The sequence below is a fragment of the Levilactobacillus tongjiangensis genome (genome assembly GCF_003946345.1).
GTDB classification, from domain to species: domain Bacteria; phylum Bacillota; class Bacilli; order Lactobacillales; family Lactobacillaceae; genus Levilactobacillus; species Levilactobacillus tongjiangensis.
The window spans coordinates 106,910-127,187 of the sequence record NZ_RHNY01000005.1; the positions used below are offsets into that span (position 1 = coordinate 106,910).

The window sequence follows — 20,278 nt, forward strand, 5'->3', positions numbered from 1 at the left end:
TGGTTTCCTCCTTAGATTAGGTTAGTAATGTCTAATACTTCTGGCTTTTGTGCTTCGTGCTTGTGGTCTGCACCAGCATACACATGAAGCTTCAATGCCATTTGGTGACCTAAGGAGTTCTTAGGAAGCATACCTTGAACAGAAGTTTCGATCAATTTTTCTGGGTTTTCATCCCGGAAGTTACCAGCAGTCCGTGACTTCAAACCACCAGCGAAACCAGTATGGTGGTAGTAAATCTTACCGGTTGCTTTACGGCCAGTTAAGGCGACATTTGCAGCGTTGATGACGATTACGTTATCACCAGTATCCACGTTAGGCGTGAAAGTTGGCTTGTTCTTACCACGTAATACAGAAGCAACGACTGAAGCAAGCCGACCTAAACTAACATCGGTTGCGTCGACGATGTACCATTTGCGGTCCACGTCGTTAGGTTTTGCCATATAAGTTGTACGCACGTTAAATTCCTCCATAAATCTGTGTTTGTCTGACACCAAGTAAACTTTCCGGGGCTTATCGTGGGGCAAACAATACCAACAACCATGATACAAAGTTTTACTCATAAAGTCAATGATTGTTTGTCCCCCTAACGAAAATTAACGCTGATGTTGCGGTAATTTTGTTGGGTGTTCCGGATCTTCACCCATATAATACACGTGTTTCAGATATAAGCCAGCCGCTGGCACTGTTCGCCGTGCTTGCTTACGGTCCTTGACTTCGTACAGTCTGGGAATGTCGTGCACTGGTCTGGTCCCGGAACCGATTTCTACCAAGACCCCCACCATAATTCGCACTTGGTTATACATAAACCCATTTCCATAAAAATCAAAAACCAATTCATGATTGGCCTCATCAACATGACAACTGGCTTCGTAGATTGTTCGGACGAACGTCCGTGTCTGCGCACCAGACGCCACGAAGCTGGTAAAATCGTGTTCTCCGACCAAGTCGGCACAGGCCTGATTAATCTTATTCAAATCAACTGGAAACTTCCAGTGGCCCGTATAATTGCGTTTAAATGGATTTCGAAATTCGCCCATGTCCATTCGGTACTGATAGCGCTTGCCGGAGACATCATACCGCGCGTGGAACGTATCGGCGACCTCCTCGACCTTCAGGACCTCCATATCCATCGGTAACATGCTGTTTAAGCCCTTGCGCATGTTCTCCGCGGGAATCAGGAAGGGAAAGTCAAAATGGACCACCTGGGCCAGCGCATGGACACCAGCGTCGGTCCGGCCAGAACCGTAGACCACAATCGCGGGTTGCGGTTGCTTAGCCATCTTATTAACAACAGCTGTCAGGGTGCTTTCCACGGTCCGTTTATTTGGTTGCCGTTGAAAGCCGGCAAAGTTCGTGCCGTCATACATTAAAGTTACTTTGTAACGTTGCATCAGGTCCTCCTACCAACGACGAAAAGCAAGAATCGCCGCAAATCCAATTATAAATATGATCCAGGTCACCGTATCTCGTTTTTGCCAGGTGAGAATCCGGTACTGACTCCGGTGCTCACTGTCCTGGTACCCCCGCGCTTCCATGGCCGTTGAGAGGTCCTCCGCTCGGTTAAAGGCACTCATGAATAGCGGTACCATCAAAGGAATCAGTGATTTGGCCTGTTTGAAGAGACCCCCTTCACCGAAATCGACCCCACGAGCGCGTTGCGCGTTCATGATCTTGGTGGCTTCATCCATCAAGGTTGGCACGAACCGTAACGCGATCGACAGCATCATGGCCAACGTATCCACGGGAACGTGGACCCACCGCAGCGGTTTCATCAGCGATGACAGCCCGGTAGCAATGTCCAACGGCTGGGTCGACAGCGTCAACAGGGTCGACATCATGATGATCAGTAAGAACCGAATAAAGATATATCCGGAGTTCACGACGCCGTACTGGGTAATGTTGATAAACGCCCAGTGAAAGTACACGTGCCCGCCAGCTGGACTAAAGAGCAACTGTAAAACCACCGTGAAGACAATCAACCAAAGTAAGGGGCGAATCCCCTTTAAGAAGAAGCCCAGGCTAATCTTCGAGGCAAAAATTGCAGCTAGCGTGAACACAATCAAGATCCCGTAGGTTACCAGATTGTTGGCCATAAATACCAGCACGATGTAGAAGAAGCTCAACATGAGCTTGGCCCGCGGATCTAACCGGTGCACTACGGAATTCAACGGTAAGTACCGACCAAAAATAAAGTTAGACATGGTCCGTCCCCCGTTTCTGCCACTGCTCTGCAATCTGCTCTGCTAGCTGATCAGCGGTCAACGGTAAAGGCTGCCACTGGAATCCCCGTTTTGCTAATTGCTGCGCAAACTGTGCTGCCCGAGGGACGTCTAGTTGGTTGGCTAACAGCCAGTCAGGGTCACCAAATGCCTCCTGAACATCGCCAAACTTGACCAACCGTCCCTCACGCATAATCGCAACTTGTTCAGCGTACTCAGCCACATCCTCCATTTGATGGGTGACCAAAACAATCGTCAGTCCTTGCTCTCTATGGAGTTGTTCAAATAAGTCCATCATTTCCTGACGTCCCTGCGGATCCAGCCCCGCCGTGGGTTCGTCCAGAATCAAAACTTGTGGCCGCATAGCCAGTACACCCGCAATGGCGACACGCCGCATCTGACCGCCGGATAATTCGAACGGTGAGCGCTCAGCGTAACTGATATCTAAACCAACCGTGGTCAACATTTGATCAGCCAGTTCGTTGGCATCCTCCGGGGACATACCAAAGTTTTGTGGCCCAAACGCAATGTCCTTGCGAATCGTTTCCTCAAACAATTGGCTCTCTGGAAACTGGAAAACCATACCTACGTGTTGCCGCAGCGGTTTCAGGTCCGCATTGGTCGTATTCGGCGTGATGGTAAAATCATCAATCTTAATTGTGCCGGATGTCGGCTTCAACAAAGCGTTGATTTGTTGAACGAGCGTCGATTTACCGCTCCCCGTGTGACCGATGATGGCTAAATAGCCGTGGTCAGGCAGGTTGAAGGAAACGTCTTCCAAAGCCGTCTGCGCCATGGGCGTGCCAGCTTGGTACGTAAAGGTTACGTGTTCGAAAGAGATTGCCACAACCATTCCTCCATTTCCGCCATCGTTTGATAATTTGTGGGAGGCTCAATGCCCCGTTTCTTTAGTGCCGCCTTGAGCTTAGCCGTGAAAGGTAAATCTAAGCCTAAGTCCACCAGCTTTTCACCCAACGCAAATATTTCCGCAGGCGAGGCCTCTTGAACCAGCTGACCATCATCAATCACCAAAATTCGGTCAGCATTCGCTGCCTCATCAATGTCATGAGTGATTGAGATAACTGTTAGCTTCTGATCCCGCCGTAGCTTACTGACCAACTCAAGCATGTCGTGCCGTCCTAAGGGGTCCAACATACTAGTGGCTTCATCCAAAATTAAGATGCTGGGGGTAATCGCCACAATACCGGCCAACGCCACCCGTTGTTTCTGACCACCAGATAACGAACTTGGTTCACGCTGCGCAAAGTCATGCATGCCGACTTCTTCGATAGCCGCCTTGACCCGCGGAATCATGTCCTCGCGGGTAACCTGCCGATTCTCCAAACCAAAAGCAACATCATCCTCCACGGTTGCCCCAACAAACTGGTTGTCGGGGTTCTGAAAGATCATGCCAATTTTTTCGCGGACCTGCCAGACGGTCGCTGGCGAAAGTTCCAGGCCATCAACGGTGACTGTCCCCTCGGTAAATGGCAATAGCCCATCCAAAGACTTAGCCAGTGTGGATTTTCCACTCCCGTTATGGCCAACAATGGCCAACCACTCGCCACGGTGAACGTCAAAACTGACATCGTTTAATGCCGGCCGTTGCTCCTTGCCGTAACGGTATGAAAGATGTTTAACTTCAATGATATTTTCCATCAGCGTTTTTTAATTCTCCCATGTAAAAGTCACCAGTAATTATACCAAATGTTGATGAGATAACGTAGTGGTTCACCAATATTCACCGGAATCCCCCGCATTTCTGGCCAACGACTGCCAACTACCAGTTGTTGCGTGGTCAACACACTCCCACAGCTACTGACCAATCCAATTGCGCCGCAACTGTCAAATTCGTGGCCACCCATCGCTACTAGCCATTGCCCACAACGCTTATATAAAAATATGTACAAAAAAAATCACTAACAAACCAGCGGCGCTGAGGCGTTCGCCCCCATTCAAGCTAGACTCGGGGAAAACCCATCATCATAACGCTCTATACCACATGGTCCTAGTGATTAATTTGAAACCTAATTGCCACGTTTAGGGAAGTGACAAACTCCCTGAATCCGAAACTAATTAGTCAACGAATTCCAAGATAGCCATAGCAGCGCCATCACCACGACGAGGCATCGTCTTCATGATACGCGTGTAACCACCCTTACGATCAGCATACTTAGGTGCTAAATCGCTAAATACCTTTTGCAATGCGCTGGTAACAACGACATCGTCGCCATCTTCCTTAACATCAGCAACCACGTTGCGGATGAAAGCAGCGGCTTGACGACGTGCGTGTAAGTCGCCTTGCTTACCCAAGGTAATCATTTGGTCAGCCGTCTTGCGAACTTCCTTAGCACGTGCTTCAGTCGTTTCGATGCGGCCGTTCAAGATTAAACTAGTGGTCAAATCGCGTAACAAGGCACGACGTTGAGAACTAGTCCGTTGTAATTTACGGTAACTCATAACCAGAAACCCTCCTTTGAGTGTCTAAAATTAGTCTTCCTTCCGAAGTGACAAACCTAAGTCAGCTAACTTAGCCTTAACTTCTTCAAGGGACTTGCGACCCAAGTTACGAACCTTCATCATGTCTGCTTCAGTCTTGTTGTTCAATTCTTGGACCGTGTTGATACCAGCACGCTTCAAGCAGTTGTAAGAACGAACGGACAAGTCGAGCTCTTCGATGGTCATCTCAAGCATCTTTTCCTTGTGAGTTTCTTCCTTTTCAACCATGATTTCCGCATTCTTAGCTTCGTCAGTCAGGTCGACAAACATAGCCAGATGTTCGGTCAAGATCTTTGCAGCCAGAGCAATGGCTTCGCTTGGATTAATTGAACCGTTTGTCCAAACATCCAGGGTCAATTTATCATAGTCAGCCCGTTGGCCAACCCGTGCATTCTCTACTTGGTAGTTAACCCGTTCGATTGGGGTGTAAATAGAATCCACAGCTAAGACACCGATAGGCATGTCCGTGTTGCGAGTCTTGTTCTCGTCAGCAGAAACATAACCCCGGCCCTTGTCAGCCGTCATCCGCATATGGAACGTTGCACCATCGGCAACCGTTGCAATATACAGATCTGGGTTCAAAACGTCAACGTCGGCACCAGCCACAATATCACCAGCGGTGATTTGGGCAGGTCCCTTAACGTTGATCTCCATGGTTTCTTCCTGATCATCAGAACCGTTTAACTTCAATGCAATCTTCTTAACATTTAAGATGATTTGCGTGACGTCTTCAACGACCCCTTCGACAGTAGAGAATTCATGCAGAACCCCGTCGATTTGAATGCTGGTAACAGCTGCACCAGGTAATGATGAAAGCAGAATCCGACGCAGAGAGTTACCAAGCGTTGTTCCGTAACCACGTTCCAACGGTTCGACAACAAACTTGCCGTAGTTACTGCTTTCGTCAATTTTATGAATGTTAGGCTTTTCAAATTCAATCATTCTTATCGTTTACCCCTTTCAAACCGCGTTGAGCTCCTATAAGTCAATCCCATCATGAAGGTTGCCCTCATTAATGAAACGCTCACGTTAAACCCGACGGCGCTTTGGAGGACGAGTACCATTATGAGGCACTGGCGTAACGTCACGAATAGCCGTAACTTCGATACCAGCAGCTTGGATTGCCCGAATAGCAGCTTCACGTCCTGAACCAGGACCCTTGACAGCAACTTCAACGGACTTAACACCATGTTCTTGTGATGCTTTAGCAGCGGCTTCAGCGGCCATTTGTGCAGCAAATGGCGTTGACTTCCGACTACCCTTGAAACCTAAGGCACCAGCTGATGACCAAGCAATAGCGTTCCCTTGAACGTCTGTGATCATAACTAATGTGTTGTTAAACGTAGCGTGAATGTGTGCAACACCGGCTTCAATATTCTTCTTGACCCGACGCTTGCGACTAGTTCTTCTAGTAGCCATAAAGTGATAAACCTCCCTTACTTCTTCTTACCGGCAACGGAAACGGCTTTACCCTTCCGAGTGCGGGCATTGTTTTTGGTGTGTTGGCCGCGAACAGGCAGTCCACGACGGTGACGCATACCGCGGTAAGAACCCATTTCTTGCAAGTTCTTGATGTTCAAGCTAACTTCACGACGTAAGTCACCTTCAACTTTGTACTTGTCTACTTCGGCACGAATCTTGTCTTCTTGATCAGGCGTCATATCGCGAACCCGAACGTCTTCTGCGACACCAGCATCCGCAACAATCTTGTGTGCGGTGTTGATCCCGATTCCAAAAATGTAAGTCAAACCGTAAGCGATTCGCTTATCACGTGGTAAATCCACTCCAGCAATACGTGGCATTTAAGTGCACCTCCTATAAATTGAATTACTTACCCTGGCGTTGTTTGTGCTTAGGGTTAGCTGAGCAAATGATCATTACTCGGCCTTTACGCTTGATAACCTTGCAGTGTTCGCACATTGGCTTAACTGATGGTCTTACTTTCATGAATATCCCTCCTACATCTGTCTAACCGTTACTTAAAGCGATAAGTAATCCGGCCTTTAGACAAGTCATACGGTGACATTTCAACAGTTACTCGGTCACCAGGCAAAATCCGGATGTAATGCATCCGAATCTTACCGGAAACGTGAGCGAGAATCTCATGACCGTTTTCTAATTCGACCCGAAACATCGCATTTGGTAATGTTTCGGTAACTTTACCTTCGACTTCGATGACATCGCTTTTCGCCACGAAAGTACCTCCCTTTTAATTGCGTGTAAATACACGTAAAAGCGGCAAGGACAACGAGTTGCCCCCACCTAGCACCTGTGAATCGCGTCAGCGCGCCATTTACAGGCTAAACCTGAATAAGCTTACCATAATTCTTCCAGTTAAGCAAGAACTAAGCCACTTCCTAGAGGTTCTTCAGGATCTTTTCGATGTCGACGTAAACATCATCGATGTCACGGTCACCATCAACGGTAAACAACAAGTTCTTCTTGGTGTAGTAATCAACCAGCGGTGTATTTGCTTTCAAATTCACTGCCAAACGATTCTTCACCGTTTCAGGCTTGTCGTCTTCACGTTGATAGAAGTCATGACTACCACAGACGTCACACGTACCCTCAACCTTAGGCTGTTTGTACAGCTTGTGGTAAGTTGCACCACAGTTGCGGCAAATGTAACGACCGGAAAGGCGTTCAACCAAAACATCTGGTTCAACGTGAATATTAATCACGGCGTTGATGGTCCGATCAAGTTCAGGGCCAAACGTGTTTAACGCTTCGGCTTGAACAATAGAACGGGGAAACCCATCCAACATGAACCCGTTTTTGGTATCATCCTGAGCTAACCGGTCGCGAACGATGCCGTTCGTGACTTCATCCGGCACAAGTTCACCTTTGTCGATGAACTTCTTCGCTGCCAATCCCATTTCAGTTTCGTTCTTCATCGCATCACGGAAGATATCTCCCGTGGAAATATGCGGCAAGTTGAACTCCTTGATAATCTTTTCGGCTTGCGTACCTTTACCGGCACCTGGTAAACCCATGAGGATCAAATTCATTGCTGTCATGTTCGTTCTCCTTTAACTCGAAATTTACCCGAAAAACACAAGCAGGTGTGCTAAAAGATCAACACACCCGCTGGAAACTCATTAAGCTGGTTCTGGACCTTGGATAAAGCCAACGTATTCGCGCTTCATCATTAATCCGTCGATTTGCCGCATGGTTTCAATAGCAACCCCAACCACGATTAAGAGGCTGGTACCACCTAAACCAATTGACTCATCTAAGTTCCACAGGTTCTGGGCAACTAACGGAATCAAAGAAATGAATCCAAGGAAGAGCGCCCCAACAGTGCTAAGACGCATCAACAGACTGGAAACATAAGATTGTGTTTCGTGACCAGGCCAAACTCCAGGAATGTAGCTCCCCTGCTTTTGCAGGTTCTCAGCTAACTTTTCTGGGTTGACTTGAACGAACGCATAGAAGAACGTGAACACAACGATCAGAACAGTGTACAATACGGCACCATCCGGCGTTTGCATATTAAAGACGTCTGTTAAAGTTTGGTACCAAGCATCTTGAGAGTGCGTGTTTTGGAACGCCATCAGAATAGTCTGTGGCGTCGCAATGAACGAACTCGCGAAGATGACGGGGATAACCCCGGCAACGTTGACCTTTAATGGGAGGTAGCTGCTATCTGGCGAACCAGATACTCGCCGAGTGTATTGAATAGGTACTCGCCGCTCTGCTTGTTGAACCCAAGTCGTAAAGGTCACAATAATCAGAACTAAGACGATCAACCCAATAATGAACAAGACACTCTTCCATAAGGTCCCTTTGTCAGCGTCAATGAAGTAAGTTTGGAAAAGTTGATAGACGGAATTAGGTGTCCGAGCAATGATACCCGCAAAGATAATCATTGAGATCCCGTTACCCAAACCACGATCGGTAATCATATCACCCATCCAAGTCGTCAACATCGTCCCACCAGTCAGGATCAACCCGATGGCAAGATAAGTCGTGACGCTAGGATTTTCAACCAATTTCAATGAACTTAAGGCACTGAAACCAGCGGTGATACCGATAGACTGAACGAATGCCAAGGCAATCGCTAAGTACCGAGTCGCTTGGTTTAACTTCCGACGACCAACGTCCCCTTGCTTGCTCCATTCAACGAAGCGCGGAACGATGTCCATTTGTAGCAATTGAATAACGATTTGTGCAGTGATGTAAGGTGAAACCCCCATCGCGAAGATGGAATAGTTTTGTAACCCACCACCACTGAAGGTATCTAAAATACTAACCAATCCAGAAGACGCAACGCTTTGAAGTGCCTTTGCGTTAATGCCGGGGACGGTAATATAAGTACCCAACCGAAAGACAATCAAAACCAATAGAGTAAAGAATATCTTTTTACGAATGTCTTTAATCTTAAAGGCGTTTTTCAAGCTTGATAGCATTAAATCACCTCAGTTTTACCACCAGCAGCTTCGATAGCTTCGGCAGCTGACTTAGAGAACTTAGCGGCTTTAACCGTCAACTTCTTTGACAACTCGCCGTTACCCAAAACTTTGACACCGGCTTTTTCGTTTTTAACGATGCCAGCTTCAACCAAGGCAGCTGGAGTAACTTCAGCACCATCGTCGAAGACGTTCAAAGCAGCTAAGTTTACGACAGCAAATTCCTTGCGGTTAATGTTGGTAAACCCACGCTTTGGGATTCGACGGTACAATGGCATTTGGCCACCTTCAAAACCCAAACGAGTCTTGCTACGAGCCTTTTGACCTTTTTGGCCACGACCGGCAGTCTTACCATTACCAGATGAATCACCACGGCCAACCCGGTTACGAACCTTCCGTGAGCCTTCAGCAGGTTTTAATTCATTCAACTTCATGCTATTGCGCACCTCCTTATTTAATGATATGAAAACTACTTAACTTCTTCAACCTTAATTAAATGTGCGATTTGGAAAAGCGCACCACGAGTAGCTTCGTTATCTGGTTGGATAACGGTGCTGTTTACTCGGTGTAAGCCCATAGCTTCCACAATCTTACGCTGTTTAGGGAGGCGGTGAGCAACACTATGAATTAAAGTAACTTTTAATTGAGCCATTTTAATACCCCTCCTTATTCAGCTAAGTGTTGAAGAGAGACACCACGGAGAGCGGCAACTTCTTCAGCACGCTTCAACTGAGCCAAGCCATCAAACGTGGCCCGAACTGCGTTGACTGGCGTGTTAGAACCTAAACGCTTTGAAGTAACGTCAGCAACACCAGCTAATTCCATGACGGAACGAACTGAGCCACCAGCGGTAACCCCAGAACCTTCAGCAGCGGGCTTGAGCATGATCTTACCCCCACCAAATGAACCAAGGACTTCGTGAGGAATGGTAGTTCCCACGATAGGTACTTCGATCAAGTTCTTACGAGCAGCTTCAACGGCCTTACGGATAGCTTCTGGAACTTCTTGAGCTTTACCAGTACCGAAGCCAACGTGACCCTTCTTGTCGCCGACAATTACAAGTGCAGCGAACCGAAGACGACGGCCACCTTTAACAACTTTGGTGATCCGGTTGATAGCAACAACGTTATCTTCAAGTTCTAACTTGTCGGGATCAATAAATTTTGCCATGTGTGGTTATTCCTCCTTACTGTTAAAATTTAAGCCCGTTTTCGCGAGCAGCTTCTGCCAATGCTTGAACACGGCCGTGGTATAAGTAACCGCCACGATCAAACACAACATTGCTAATCTTCTTTTCGACAGCGCGCTTAGCAACTAATTCACCAACAGCCTTAGCTTGGTCGGTCTTGTTGTCGCCATTTGCATCACTATCTAACGTCGAGGCACTAACAAGCGTGACACCCGCTACGTCATCAATGACTTGAGCGTAGATGTTTTTGTTAGAGCGGAAAACGTTTAAGCGTGGGCGTTCTGCAGTTCCAGAAATTTTGTTGCGGACACGCATATGACGCTTTTGACGTGTCTTGTTCTTATCTGGTTTCGTAATCAAAATAGTCACCTCTTTGTAGAATTATCAGCGTTTAAGCTGCTTTACTTACCAGTCTTACCTTCACGAATCCGAACGTATTCGTTTTCGTAACGGATACCCTTACCTTTGTAAGGTTCTGGTGAACGAACGGCACGAACTTCAGCAGCGAAGTCACCGACTTCTTGCTTGCTAATGCCGGCGATGTTGATGGTGGTGTTATCTGGAACCTTGACATCCAAGGATTCAGGAATAGCCATCTCAACAGGGTTGGAGTAACCAACGCTCAATACTAAAGTCTTACCCTTAGCTTGAACACGGTAACCAACACCGACCAACTTCAAAGTCTTAGCGAAACCACTAACAACACCTTCAACCATGTTGTTTAAGTTAGCACGCTGAGTACCGTGAAGGGCACGCGTCTTGTTGTTATCATCTGGACGGTCGAAATCAACCGCACCGTCACTAATTTTCATGGTGATGATGTCTGAGAAAGTCCGAGTTAATTCACCCTTTGGACCCTTGACAGTCACTTGATCACCATCGCGTTTTACTTCAACGCCGGCTGGGACGTTGACAGTTTTATAACCAATACGACTCACTGAAAGGCACCTCCTATCTTTTTAAAAGTTTTACCAAACGTAGGCGAGAACTTCGCCACCGATTTTCTTAGCACGCGCTTCTTTATCTGTAACGACCCCTTCAGAGGTGGAGATAATAGCGATACCTAAACCGTTTAATACCTTTGGCACAGCGTCAGCTTTAACGTATGAACGTAAACCTGGCTTGGAAATACGCTTTAAACCACTGATGACACGTTGGTTGTCTTTGCCGTACTTGAGGAATACGCGGATGATGCCTTGCTTGTCATCATCGATGTATTCAACATTGCGGATGAAACCTTCGCGCTTCAGGATTTCAGCGATGTCGCGTTTAATTTTAGATGCAGGTACTTCGAGTGATTCGTGACGAACCATGTTGGCGTTACGAATACGCGTCAAGAAGTCTGCAATAGGATCAGTCATGGACATTAACGTTTACCCTCCCTTTGTTTAAAATTCCGTTTTACCAACTAGCCTTCTTCATGCCAGGAATTTGACCCTTGTGAGCCAATTCCCGCATGCAAATACGGCAAAGATGGAACTTTTGATAAACAGAGTGTGGACGTCCACAACGTTCGCAACGAGTATAATTCTGAGTAGAGAACTTCGCAGGACGCTTGTTCTTAGCAATTTGAGATTTCTTAGCCAATTTGTGTGAACCTCCTTTTATTAGTGTGCAAACGGCATGCCGAATTGAGTCAGTAATTCACGTGACTCTTCATCAGTATTTGCCGTCGTAACGATAACGATGTCCAAACCACGAACACGGTTAACGTTATCAAAGTTAATTTCTGGGAAAATCAATTGTTCCTTAACACCCAGAGTGTAGTTCCCACGACCATCAAAGGCACGGGAGCTAACACCATGGAAGTCACGAACACGTGGCAATGACACGTTGATCAATTTGTCCAGGAATTCGTACATCCGGTCACCGCGGAGGGTAACCTTTGCACCGATTGACATGCCTTCACGAAGACGGAAGGTGGCGATTGACTTCTTGGCCTTAGTAACCAATGGCTTTTGACCAGAAATCAAACCCAATTCTTCAACGGCTTCGTCCAGGTTCTTGGCGTTGGAAACAGCATCACCAACACCCATGTTCAAAACGATCTTGTCGATCTTCGGCGTTTGCATAACAGAACTGTAGCTGAACTTTTCCACCAATGATGGGGTAATTTCATTTACGTACTTTTCTTTTAAACGAGCTGACATGAAATTATGTTCCTCCTTTCAGTGATTATTTGTCGATGGTTTCGCCGGACTTCTTAGCGAACCGGACTTTGTGACCATCTTCTACTCGAACGCCAAGCCGGGTTGGTTCGTTGTTCGAAGGATCGATGAGCATTACGTTGGATGCGTGAATTGGTGCTTCAATATCAATAATTCCGCCTTGGGGATTAGTTTGAGAAGCTTTTTGGTGCTTCTTAATCATATTGACGCCTTTGACGATCACGCGGTTCTTGGCGTTCAGGACTTTAGAAACAGTTCCTTCTTTGCCTTTGTCTTTGCCAGCGATCACGCGGACCTTGTCACCAGTTTTAATAAGCATTCCTGTGGGCACCTCCTTGTTTAACACAATTCTTAATTACAGTACTTCAGGTGCTAATGAGACAATCTTCATGAAGTCGTTGTCACGCAATTCACGTGCAACTGGTCCGAAGATACGAGTCCCTTGTGGGCTCTTGTCGTCTTTGATCAGCACTGCGGCATTTTCATCAAAGCTGATGTATGAACCGTCGTTACGACGTACACGAGACTTCGTACGTACGACAACAGCCTTAACGACATCACCCTTTTTGACAACGCCACCTGGTGTTGCTTGTTTGATAGTAGCGACAATAACATCACCAATTCCGGCGTAGCGACGCTTGGAGCCACCCAGAACCTTAATGGTCAGAATTTCCCGGGCGCCAGAGTTGTCGGCAACCTTTAAACGGCTTTCTTGTTGGATCACAGCTAGTGTCCTCCCTTCAGTTCTAGTTCAGAATACGATAAAAACGACACCTAAATGATTACTGCTTTTTCAACAATGTCGACTAAGCGGAACCGCTTGGTAGCAGACAATGGACGAGTTTCCATGATTTCGACGATGTCGCCTGTGTGGGCTTCATTGTTTTCATCATGTGCCTTGTACTTCTTGGAGTACTTGACGCGCTTGCCATATCTTGCATCCGTCTTTGTCGTTTCAACAACGACAGTGATCGTCTTTTCCATTTTGTCGGAAACGACACGACCACGGTAAACCTTGCGGTTATTACGTGCATCACTCATGTATTAGTGACCTCCTTCTTATCGTATTCTACTTGTTCAGTTCTTGTTGGCGAAGAGCGGTTTTAATCCGCGCAATGTTCTTACGAACCTGCTTCAATCGTGCGGTGTTTTCCAATTGACCAGTAGCTAATTGGAAACGCAAGTTGAATAATTCGTCCTTGTAGCTCTTTTCTTTATCGAGCATTTCAGCAGTGGTTAATTCGTTGATTTCTTTAGTCTTCATTAGATTCGCCACCTACTTCCTCTCGTGATAAAACCTTGGTACGAACGGGAAGCTTCATGGCAGCCAAACGTAAGGCTTCGCGAGCGACTTCTTCAGAGACGCCACCCACTTCAAACAATACCTTACCGCGCTTAACTGGGGCTACCCAGCCATCAGGCGTACCTTTACCATTACCCATCCGGACCCCAACACCTTTAGCGGTGTAGGATTTGTGAGGGAAAATCTTGATCCAAACTTTCCCACCACGCTTCATGTAACGTGTAATTGCAACACGTGCAGCTTCGATTTGACGGTTGGAGATCCACTTGGAATCCAACGATTGCAAACCGTAGTCACCAAAAGCAACGCTCTTGCCACCCTTGGCTTCGCCACGAAGCTTACCACGGTGGACACGACGGAACTTTACTCGCTTAGGTACCAGCATGTTTATTTCCCTCCTTGTCCGTTAGTTTGCTTTTTTTCTGGCAAAATCTCACCACGGTAGATCCAGGTCTTAACACCTAAAGAACCGTAAGTTGTGTGAGCTTCAACCCATGCATAATCAATGTCTGCACGTAACGTGTGCAGAGGAACCGTACCTTCAGCATAGCTTTCGACACGGGACATATCAGCACCGTTTAAACGACCAGCGACTTGCGTCTTAACACCCTTGGCGCCAGAACGCATAGTCCGTTGCATCGTACCACGCATAGCCCGACGGAAAGCAACACGGCCTTCCAATTGACGGGCGATGTTTTCGCCGACCAACTTGGCGTCCAAATCTGGCTTTTTGATTTCCACGATGTTGATGTGAACACGTTTGCCAGTTAAGTCGTTCAATTCCTTACGGAGATTTTCGACTTCGGAACCACCCTTACCAATAACCATACCTGGCTTGGCAGTGTGAATTGAGATGTTGACGCGGTTTGCAGCCCGTTCAATCTCAACAGTTGATACAGATGCATCTACAAGACGCTTTTCAATAAACTTACGGATTTGAAGGTCTTCCTTCAGGTAAGCAGCGAAATCCTTTTCAGCATACCACTTTGCTTCCCAGTCGCGAATGATACCGACCCGTAATCCAGTTGGATTTACTTTTTGACCCACGCGTTATCCCTCCTTTTTTTCAGATACAACAACCGTAATGTGACTCGTACGCTTGTTAATTGGTGAAGCAGAACCTTTGGCACGAGGACGGAACCGCTTAAGGGTTGGTCCTTCATTCACAAAGGCTTCGCTAACGATTAGATCTTGACGATCTAAGTCAAAATTGTTTTCTGCGTTAGCAATTGCTGAGTTTAAAACTTTTTCCACAACGGGTGATGCTCCACGCGGTGTGAACTTTAAAATAGCGATTGCTTCAGCGACGCTCTTGCCGCGGATAAGATCGATGACAAGGCGGACTTTGCGAGCAGCAATCCGAACCGTCTTAGCAGTCGCTTGCGCTGATGTAACTTGTTCAGCCATTAGTTAATCCTCCTTATCAACGAGTTTTCTTGTCGTCGCCACCATGACCACGGAATGTCCGGGTTGGTACGAATTCGCCAAGTTTGTGGCCTACCATGTCTTCTTGAACGTAAACTGGTACGTGCTTCCGTCCATCATAAACAGCGATAGTGTAACCTACAAAGCTTGGGAAAATAGTAGACCGACGGGACCAGGTCTTGATGACGGCCTTCTTTTCTGAATCCTTTTGCGCATCAATCTTCTTTAATAAGTGCGCATCGGCGAAAGGTCCTTTTTTCAAACTACGACCCATTATGAAACCTCCTCTACTTGTGGCGCATCGGTTAAGCCGATGACAACCAGGTCTCTTGACATCCGGTAAACCGGATTATTACATCTTAGAACCTTTACGATGACGAACAATGAACTTCTCAGTCTTGTTCTTCTTCGAACGCGTCTTCTTACCAACGGTCTTCTTACCCCATGGAGAAAGAGGAGATGGTAAACCAACAGGAGCCTTACCTTCACCACCACCATGTGGGTGATCGTTAGGGTTCATAACTGAACCACGAACGTGAGGACGTTGACCAGCCCAACGGTTACGGCCGGCTTTACCAACGTTGATCAGTTCATGTTCTTCGTTACCTACGGCACCGATAGTTGCACGGTTAACGTTCAAAATCATCCGAACTTCACCAGATGAAAGACGAACTAACACGTACTTGTCGTCGTTAGCTTTACCTAACAATTGAGCTGAAGTACCTGCAGAACGGACCAATTGGCCACCCTTACCAGGCTTCAATTCGATGTTGTGAATAACAGTCCCGAAAGGAATGTTCTTCAATGGTAATGCGTTACCGACTTTGATATCAGCATCTGGACCAGATTGTACTTGCATACCAACCTTTAAGCCCTTAGGTGCAATGATGTATGACTTAACACCATCAGCGTAAACTAACAATGCAATGTTAGCGGTACGGTTAGGGTCATATTCAATAGCCTTAACAGTAGCAGTAACATCATCCTTAATCCGCTTGAAGTCGATGATCCGGTATTGGCGTTTGTTACCACCGCCACGATGACGGACAGTCATTTTACCAGCGTTGTTACGGCCAGCAGAATGACTTTGTGAATCAAGCAATGACTTTTCAGGAGTCGTCTTAGTGATGACGTCTTTGTAAACCAAGCTCGTCATGTTACGACGACCATTGCTTGTTGGTTTGTATTTCTTAATCGCCACGTTATTTCCCTCCTATATTTGAAATTTTATTCTTCGTTGAATAATTTAATTTCTTTTGAGTCGGCAGATAAGCTGACAATAGCCTTACGACGCTTCTTAGTGTAGCCTTCGTAACGACCTTGACGCTTTAACTTACCTTTTAAGTTCATGATGTTGACCTTAACAACCTTAACGTCAAAAATGTCTTCAATAGCATGCTTGACTTGTGTCTTGGTTGCTCGTACGTCAACGTCAAAGGTGTAACGCTTGTCGTCCATAGTTGCCATCGTTGCTTCGGTAACAACTGGGCGTAAAATAATGTCACGTGATTCCATTATGCGAGCACCTCCTCTACTTGAGAAAGAGCTGGTTGGGTAATCACTAACTTGTCCGCACCGGCAATATCGAGGACATTCAAGCTCTTGGCTGGAATTACCTTAACATTGGATAAGTTGCGGGCTGCTAAAGCAGCAGTAACGTTGTCGTCTTCAAGGACAACCAACGTCTTAGTCGTGACGTTCAAACCAGCCAGCACTGCGGCGAATTCTTTCGTCTTAGGTGCGTCGAATGCTAATGCGTCAAGAACGTATAAGCTTTCGTCAAGAACCTTTTGTGAAAGAACTGACTTAAGTGCTAAACGGCCAACCTTCTTAGGAAGGCGGTAACTGTATGAGCGTGGGGTTGGTCCAAAGACCACACCACCACCGACCCATTGTGGTGAACGGATGGAACCTTGACGGGCACGACCAGTACCCTTTTGACGCCATGGCTTCTTACCACCACCACGAACGGCACTCCGGTTTTTAACGGCGTGGGTTCCTTGGCGTAAGGAAGCTCGTTGCATCAGGATTGTGTCAAATACGACGTTTTCGTTAGGTTCGATACCGAAGATATCAGCGTTCAAATCAACGTTGCCGTTTTGGCTACCATCTTGCTTGTATAATGCTACGCTTGTCATTTAATTATCCTCCCTTCCTATTTATTTTTCAGATTGCTTAGGACGTGGTGGGCGAACAGCACTCTTAACGGAAACGAGTGACTTGTTAGCACCAGGCACGTTACCCTTGATCAACAGAACGTTGTTATCAACGTCAGCCTTAACGATCACGAGGTTTTGGATAGTAACAGTCTTGTTACCCATCCGGCCTGGAAGCTTCATACCAGGGAATACCCGGTTAATGATAGCACCCAGAGAACCTGGACGACGGTGGTAACGAGAACCATGGGCCATAGGGCCACGGCTTTGACCATCTTTATGAATGTTACCTTGGTATCCATGACCTTTAGTGACACCTGTGACATCCACGATGTCTCCTGCTTGGAAGGTATCAACTTTAACTTCGTCTGCTACCTTGTAATCTCCCAGCTCAACATCTCTGAATTCACGAATGAAGCGCTTAGGAGTCGTGTTTGCTTTTGCTACATGACCTTGTTCGGGCTTGTTGCTGAGTACTTCACGCTTGTCTTGGTAACCAAGTTGAATGGCTTCGTAACCGTCGTTTTCCATCGTCTTAACTTGTAGCACAACGTTTGGCGTTGCTTCGACAACAGTAACGGGGATTAATTCACCAGCATCAGTGAAGACTTGCGTCATCCCGACCTTTTTCCCTAAGATTCCTTTAGTGGTCATGAGTACACCTCCGATTATATTGTATTAGTTTAGTACCTTGAAAATTATAACTTGATTTCGATGTCAACACCGCTAGGCAGATCAAGCTTCATTAATGAGTCGACCGTCTTTGGCGTTGGGTTAACGATATCAATCAAACGCTTATGCGTCCGCATTTCGAATTGTTCACGTGAGTCCTTAAACTTATGTGGTGAACGTAATACGGTGTAGATTGTCCGTTCAGTTGGCAATGGGATTGGACCTGAGATGCCGGCACCAGTTCTCTTTGCTGTTTCAACAATCTTTTCCGCTGATTGGTCGAGGATGCGATGTTCGTATGCCTTCAACCGAATCCGAATTTTTTGTTTTGCCATTGTGTTCCCTCCTTCGTCTATTTTAAAAATAAGACTAACTCCGTGGAAATTCCCGCCACACCCTCATGGCAAAGCGGCCGGGTGTGTCGCAATCTCCCACATCATCGCTTAAGCTTTTGAACCGCTACCCCCAGGGCACAAAAATGTCCCGGGGAAATACAGCACTTGACTATCATACTAAATAAAACGCCGTCTGGCAAGGGTTTTCGCTGAATTTCTCAAATCTTTTTGTGAAATCGCTGACCGAATTGACCTCGATCAAGGTACGAAAATCAGTGAAAATTATTTTAAATTGTCTGATAATGCTAAGCTAATCCCGTATTTAGATTAAAGTGGAAGTGTTCTGCCCTACTGGACAACTATTCCCAAATTAACCACCCATGACGATTAGCTCTCGCAAGCCGTTGTCTATATTAGCACGTCTGGCCGCCAGATACAAAAGAAAATAGAGAGAATCGCCAGTATAATGGTAGATTCTCTCTATTTTTTCACGCTTTCAATCTCTTTAATCCCTATCGTATCAGGCTTAACGGGCCGATTTAGTCTGTTTAAAAATTCCTCGAGCTAGTAGCCACCCTAAGCCACAGGTCAAGACGTCTGCAGCGGGTTGCGCCCAGATAATTCCGTGATACCCCAAAAATGCCGCACCAACGACAATCATTACGTAAAAAACCACGCCTTGCCGCGCAATCGACATGATCAAAGCGCCCCCTGCCTTCCCTGTACTCTGGAAGACTGTTGTATATACCAGCACGGCTCCCACAAACGGTGTGGTCGCTAGGAAAGCTCGTAGCATATACGTACCTGCAGAGATAACCGCGGCATCATGAAGAAAGAACCCAATGATTTGCGGGGCAAAGATTATCAACACTGCTGCCAGGATCAGTGCGTATCCCACCTCTACTAGTAGGTCAAACCGTAGAATCTTCCTAAACCGTTTCATCTTCTTCGCACCAAACGTATACCCAATCAAGGGTTGTGCGCCAAAGGCAAAGCCAACCATGACTAACATAACAATCATGTACACCTTCAGTACGATGCCCATCGCGGCAACCCGAGTCGGTCCATAACTGACCAGATAACGGTTCAGCACTGCTGTCCCAAAGGCCTGCGTCAAATTCGTAATCGATCCAGGTATACCAATAAACAATACCTGCTTAACCAAATCATGATTGATGCGACTGAGGCGTACATCTACTGAGATAACCTGACAGTAACGCTTTGTCAGGAAAACGAGTAATCCAGCTGATAGGCTATATCCAATCACGGTAGCTAATGCTGCACCGGCAGCCCCCATACCCATTGGAAAGATTAAAATGGGATCTAAGATAATGGTGATCACTGTCCCCACCATGGTTCCCACCATTGACTGTGTCGCAAACCCTTCAGTTCGAATCAAATTTCCCGGGACAATCGAGACGATGATGGGCATTGCGCCAAGTGCCATAATCTGATAGAACTGTTTCGCATACGCGTACGTCGCTGGTGTCGCACCTAGCAAATTTAAAACTGGACGGGTTGTTGCCAATAATACGACTGTTGTGACCAATCCCACCACAACAGCTCCGTACAGACAGAAACTGCTAACGCGACTGCCGACTTGATACGCTTTCTCCCCCAGTAACCGGGAAATCAGAGAGCTCCCACCTAAACCAAAAATATCACCGATGGCAATCAAGAACGAAAATAACGGGGTACACAGTGCCACCCCAGCGACCAGGCTCGTATTCTGGGTTTGCGACACAAAATAGGTGTCTGCCAGATTATAGATCATGCTGGCCACCATGCTCAAGACGACTGGCAGCGCCAGTTTGAAATAGGCACGGGGGATTGAGGACCGTTCAAATAACTCTTCCATCACTTATCATCCAACTTTCAACTCATAAAAATAACTGCATGAACT

The 20,278-nt window shown here is 46.7% G+C and carries 36 protein-coding genes; all 36 read right to left on the bottom strand.

Annotation, left to right across the window (positions count from 1 at the left end):
- Positions 1-11 precede the first annotated feature (11 nt).
- A complete protein-coding gene (gene rplM / locus EKM75_RS04035) occupies positions 12-455 on the bottom strand; it encodes a 50S ribosomal protein L13 (protein ID WP_125682774.1) in 444 nt (147 codons plus the stop codon).
- 138 nt (positions 456-593) lie between these two features.
- A complete protein-coding gene (gene truA, locus EKM75_RS04040; RefSeq protein ID WP_125682776.1) occupies positions 594-1,391 on the bottom strand; it encodes a tRNA pseudouridine(38-40) synthase TruA in 798 nt (265 codons plus the stop codon).
- Positions 1,392-1,400: 9 nt separating this feature from the next.
- A complete protein-coding gene (locus EKM75_RS04045) occupies positions 1,401-2,201 on the bottom strand; it encodes an energy-coupling factor transporter transmembrane component T family protein (protein WP_125682778.1) in 801 nt (266 codons plus the stop codon).
- A complete protein-coding gene (locus EKM75_RS04050) occupies positions 2,194-3,066 on the bottom strand; it encodes an energy-coupling factor ABC transporter ATP-binding protein (RefSeq protein ID WP_125692365.1) in 873 nt (290 codons plus the stop codon). Before EKM75_RS04050 ends, EKM75_RS04045 begins: the two co-directional genes overlap by 8 nt.
- Entirely contained in the window at positions 3,042-3,881 is an 840-nt protein-coding gene (locus tag EKM75_RS04055) for an energy-coupling factor ABC transporter ATP-binding protein (protein WP_125692367.1), read from the bottom strand. Before EKM75_RS04055 ends, EKM75_RS04050 begins: the two co-directional genes overlap by 25 nt.
- A gap of 26 nt (positions 3,882-3,907) precedes the next feature.
- A complete protein-coding gene (locus EKM75_RS04060; protein WP_125692369.1) occupies positions 3,908-4,129 on the bottom strand; it encodes a hypothetical protein in 222 nt (73 codons plus the stop codon).
- Between the two features lie 166 nt (positions 4,130-4,295).
- Entirely contained in the window at positions 4,296-4,679 is a 384-nt protein-coding gene (gene rplQ / locus EKM75_RS04065; protein WP_125682782.1) for a 50S ribosomal protein L17, read from the bottom strand.
- A 30-nt stretch (positions 4,680-4,709) separates the two neighbouring features.
- The gene (locus EKM75_RS04070; RefSeq protein ID WP_125682784.1) at positions 4,710-5,660 is read right to left on the bottom strand and encodes a DNA-directed RNA polymerase subunit alpha; all 951 of its coding nucleotides are present in this window, start codon (positions 5,658-5,660) and stop codon (positions 4,710-4,712) included.
- Between the two features lie 87 nt (positions 5,661-5,747).
- Positions 5,748-6,137 carry a 30S ribosomal protein S11 gene (gene rpsK / locus EKM75_RS04075; RefSeq protein ID WP_125682786.1) on the bottom strand — a complete coding sequence of 130 codons (390 nt, stop codon included), beginning with the start codon at positions 6,135-6,137 and terminating at the stop codon, positions 5,748-5,750.
- 17 nt (positions 6,138-6,154) lie between these two features.
- On the bottom strand, positions 6,155-6,520 hold the full coding sequence (gene rpsM, locus EKM75_RS04080; RefSeq protein ID WP_125682788.1) for a 30S ribosomal protein S13: 366 nt from the start codon (positions 6,518-6,520) through the stop codon (positions 6,155-6,157).
- Positions 6,521-6,545: 25 nt separating this feature from the next.
- Entirely contained in the window at positions 6,546-6,665 is a 120-nt protein-coding gene (gene rpmJ, locus EKM75_RS04085) for a 50S ribosomal protein L36 (protein WP_008855781.1), read from the bottom strand.
- A gap of 28 nt (positions 6,666-6,693) precedes the next feature.
- Positions 6,694-6,912, bottom strand: coding sequence for a translation initiation factor IF-1 (gene infA, locus EKM75_RS04090; RefSeq protein WP_011668477.1), 219 nt, complete (start codon positions 6,910-6,912; stop codon positions 6,694-6,696).
- Between the two features lie 163 nt (positions 6,913-7,075).
- Positions 7,076-7,726 (bottom strand): adenylate kinase, encoded by a 651-nt coding sequence (locus EKM75_RS04095; protein ID WP_318530967.1) that lies wholly within the window; start codon positions 7,724-7,726, stop codon positions 7,076-7,078.
- 90 nt (positions 7,727-7,816) lie between these two features.
- Positions 7,817-9,127: a preprotein translocase subunit SecY gene (gene secY / locus EKM75_RS04100; protein WP_125682792.1), complete on the bottom strand. Its 1,311-nt coding sequence runs from the start codon at positions 9,125-9,127 to the stop codon at positions 7,817-7,819.
- Entirely contained in the window at positions 9,127-9,561 is a 435-nt protein-coding gene (rplO, locus tag EKM75_RS04105; RefSeq protein WP_125692371.1) for a 50S ribosomal protein L15, read from the bottom strand. The genes secY and rplO overlap by 1 nt, the downstream gene beginning before the upstream one ends.
- Positions 9,562-9,596: 35 nt before the next feature.
- Positions 9,597-9,779 carry a 50S ribosomal protein L30 gene (gene rpmD / locus EKM75_RS04110; protein ID WP_125682796.1) on the bottom strand — a complete coding sequence of 61 codons (183 nt, stop codon included), beginning with the start codon at positions 9,777-9,779 and terminating at the stop codon, positions 9,597-9,599.
- Between the two features lie 14 nt (positions 9,780-9,793).
- On the bottom strand, positions 9,794-10,297 hold the full coding sequence (gene rpsE / locus EKM75_RS04115; protein WP_125682798.1) for a 30S ribosomal protein S5: 504 nt from the start codon (positions 10,295-10,297) through the stop codon (positions 9,794-9,796).
- 22 nt (positions 10,298-10,319) lie between these two features.
- A complete protein-coding gene (gene rplR, locus EKM75_RS04120) occupies positions 10,320-10,685 on the bottom strand; it encodes a 50S ribosomal protein L18 (RefSeq protein WP_318530966.1) in 366 nt (121 codons plus the stop codon).
- Positions 10,686-10,717: 32 nt separating this feature from the next.
- Positions 10,718-11,254, bottom strand: a complete 537-nt coding sequence (gene rplF / locus EKM75_RS04125) for a 50S ribosomal protein L6 (protein ID WP_125692373.1) — start codon at positions 11,252-11,254, stop codon at positions 10,718-10,720.
- A 30-nt stretch (positions 11,255-11,284) separates the two neighbouring features.
- Positions 11,285-11,683: a 30S ribosomal protein S8 gene (rpsH, locus tag EKM75_RS04130; protein WP_011668485.1), complete on the bottom strand. Its 399-nt coding sequence runs from the start codon at positions 11,681-11,683 to the stop codon at positions 11,285-11,287.
- A 34-nt stretch (positions 11,684-11,717) separates the two neighbouring features.
- On the bottom strand, positions 11,718-11,903 hold the full coding sequence (locus EKM75_RS04135) for a type Z 30S ribosomal protein S14 (protein ID WP_082153261.1): 186 nt from the start codon (positions 11,901-11,903) through the stop codon (positions 11,718-11,720).
- Positions 11,904-11,923: 20 nt separating this feature from the next.
- Positions 11,924-12,466, bottom strand: a complete 543-nt coding sequence (gene rplE / locus EKM75_RS04140) for a 50S ribosomal protein L5 (protein WP_125682804.1) — start codon at positions 12,464-12,466, stop codon at positions 11,924-11,926.
- 25 nt (positions 12,467-12,491) lie between these two features.
- Positions 12,492-12,803, bottom strand: coding sequence for a 50S ribosomal protein L24 (gene rplX / locus EKM75_RS04145; protein WP_057734519.1), 312 nt, complete (start codon positions 12,801-12,803; stop codon positions 12,492-12,494).
- Positions 12,804-12,839: 36 nt separating this feature from the next.
- A complete protein-coding gene (gene rplN / locus EKM75_RS04150) occupies positions 12,840-13,208 on the bottom strand; it encodes a 50S ribosomal protein L14 (protein WP_125682806.1) in 369 nt (122 codons plus the stop codon).
- 50 nt (positions 13,209-13,258) lie between these two features.
- Positions 13,259-13,525: a 30S ribosomal protein S17 gene (rpsQ, locus tag EKM75_RS04155; protein ID WP_048735510.1), complete on the bottom strand. Its 267-nt coding sequence runs from the start codon at positions 13,523-13,525 to the stop codon at positions 13,259-13,261.
- A gap of 28 nt (positions 13,526-13,553) precedes the next feature.
- On the bottom strand, positions 13,554-13,748 hold the full coding sequence (gene rpmC, locus EKM75_RS04160; protein ID WP_020090139.1) for a 50S ribosomal protein L29: 195 nt from the start codon (positions 13,746-13,748) through the stop codon (positions 13,554-13,556).
- On the bottom strand, positions 13,738-14,172 hold the full coding sequence (rplP, locus tag EKM75_RS04165) for a 50S ribosomal protein L16 (RefSeq protein WP_125682808.1): 435 nt from the start codon (positions 14,170-14,172) through the stop codon (positions 13,738-13,740). The genes rpmC and rplP overlap by 11 nt, the downstream gene beginning before the upstream one ends.
- Positions 14,173-14,174: 2 nt before the next feature.
- The gene (gene rpsC / locus EKM75_RS04170) at positions 14,175-14,834 is read right to left on the bottom strand and encodes a 30S ribosomal protein S3 (RefSeq protein ID WP_125682810.1); all 660 of its coding nucleotides are present in this window, start codon (positions 14,832-14,834) and stop codon (positions 14,175-14,177) included.
- Between the two features lie 3 nt (positions 14,835-14,837).
- A complete protein-coding gene (gene rplV, locus EKM75_RS04175) occupies positions 14,838-15,194 on the bottom strand; it encodes a 50S ribosomal protein L22 (RefSeq protein WP_125682812.1) in 357 nt (118 codons plus the stop codon).
- A gap of 16 nt (positions 15,195-15,210) precedes the next feature.
- A complete protein-coding gene (gene rpsS / locus EKM75_RS04180) occupies positions 15,211-15,486 on the bottom strand; it encodes a 30S ribosomal protein S19 (protein ID WP_125692375.1) in 276 nt (91 codons plus the stop codon).
- Between the two features lie 78 nt (positions 15,487-15,564).
- A complete protein-coding gene (gene rplB / locus EKM75_RS04185; protein ID WP_125692377.1) occupies positions 15,565-16,413 on the bottom strand; it encodes a 50S ribosomal protein L2 in 849 nt (282 codons plus the stop codon).
- A 26-nt stretch (positions 16,414-16,439) separates the two neighbouring features.
- Positions 16,440-16,727, bottom strand: a complete 288-nt coding sequence (gene rplW, locus EKM75_RS04190; protein ID WP_125682818.1) for a 50S ribosomal protein L23 — start codon at positions 16,725-16,727, stop codon at positions 16,440-16,442.
- Positions 16,727-17,350, bottom strand: a complete 624-nt coding sequence (gene rplD, locus EKM75_RS04195; RefSeq protein WP_125682821.1) for a 50S ribosomal protein L4 — start codon at positions 17,348-17,350, stop codon at positions 16,727-16,729. Before rplD ends, rplW begins: the two co-directional genes overlap by 1 nt.
- Before the next feature lie 21 nt (positions 17,351-17,371).
- Positions 17,372-18,022 carry a 50S ribosomal protein L3 gene (rplC, locus tag EKM75_RS04200; RefSeq protein WP_125682823.1) on the bottom strand — a complete coding sequence of 217 codons (651 nt, stop codon included), beginning with the start codon at positions 18,020-18,022 and terminating at the stop codon, positions 17,372-17,374.
- Between the two features lie 44 nt (positions 18,023-18,066).
- A complete protein-coding gene (rpsJ, locus tag EKM75_RS04205; protein WP_057879268.1) occupies positions 18,067-18,375 on the bottom strand; it encodes a 30S ribosomal protein S10 in 309 nt (102 codons plus the stop codon).
- Positions 18,376-18,901: 526 nt separating this feature from the next.
- A complete protein-coding gene (locus EKM75_RS04210) occupies positions 18,902-20,233 on the bottom strand; it encodes an MATE family efflux transporter (RefSeq protein WP_125692380.1) in 1,332 nt (443 codons plus the stop codon).
- Positions 20,234-20,278: the final 45 nt, after the last annotated feature.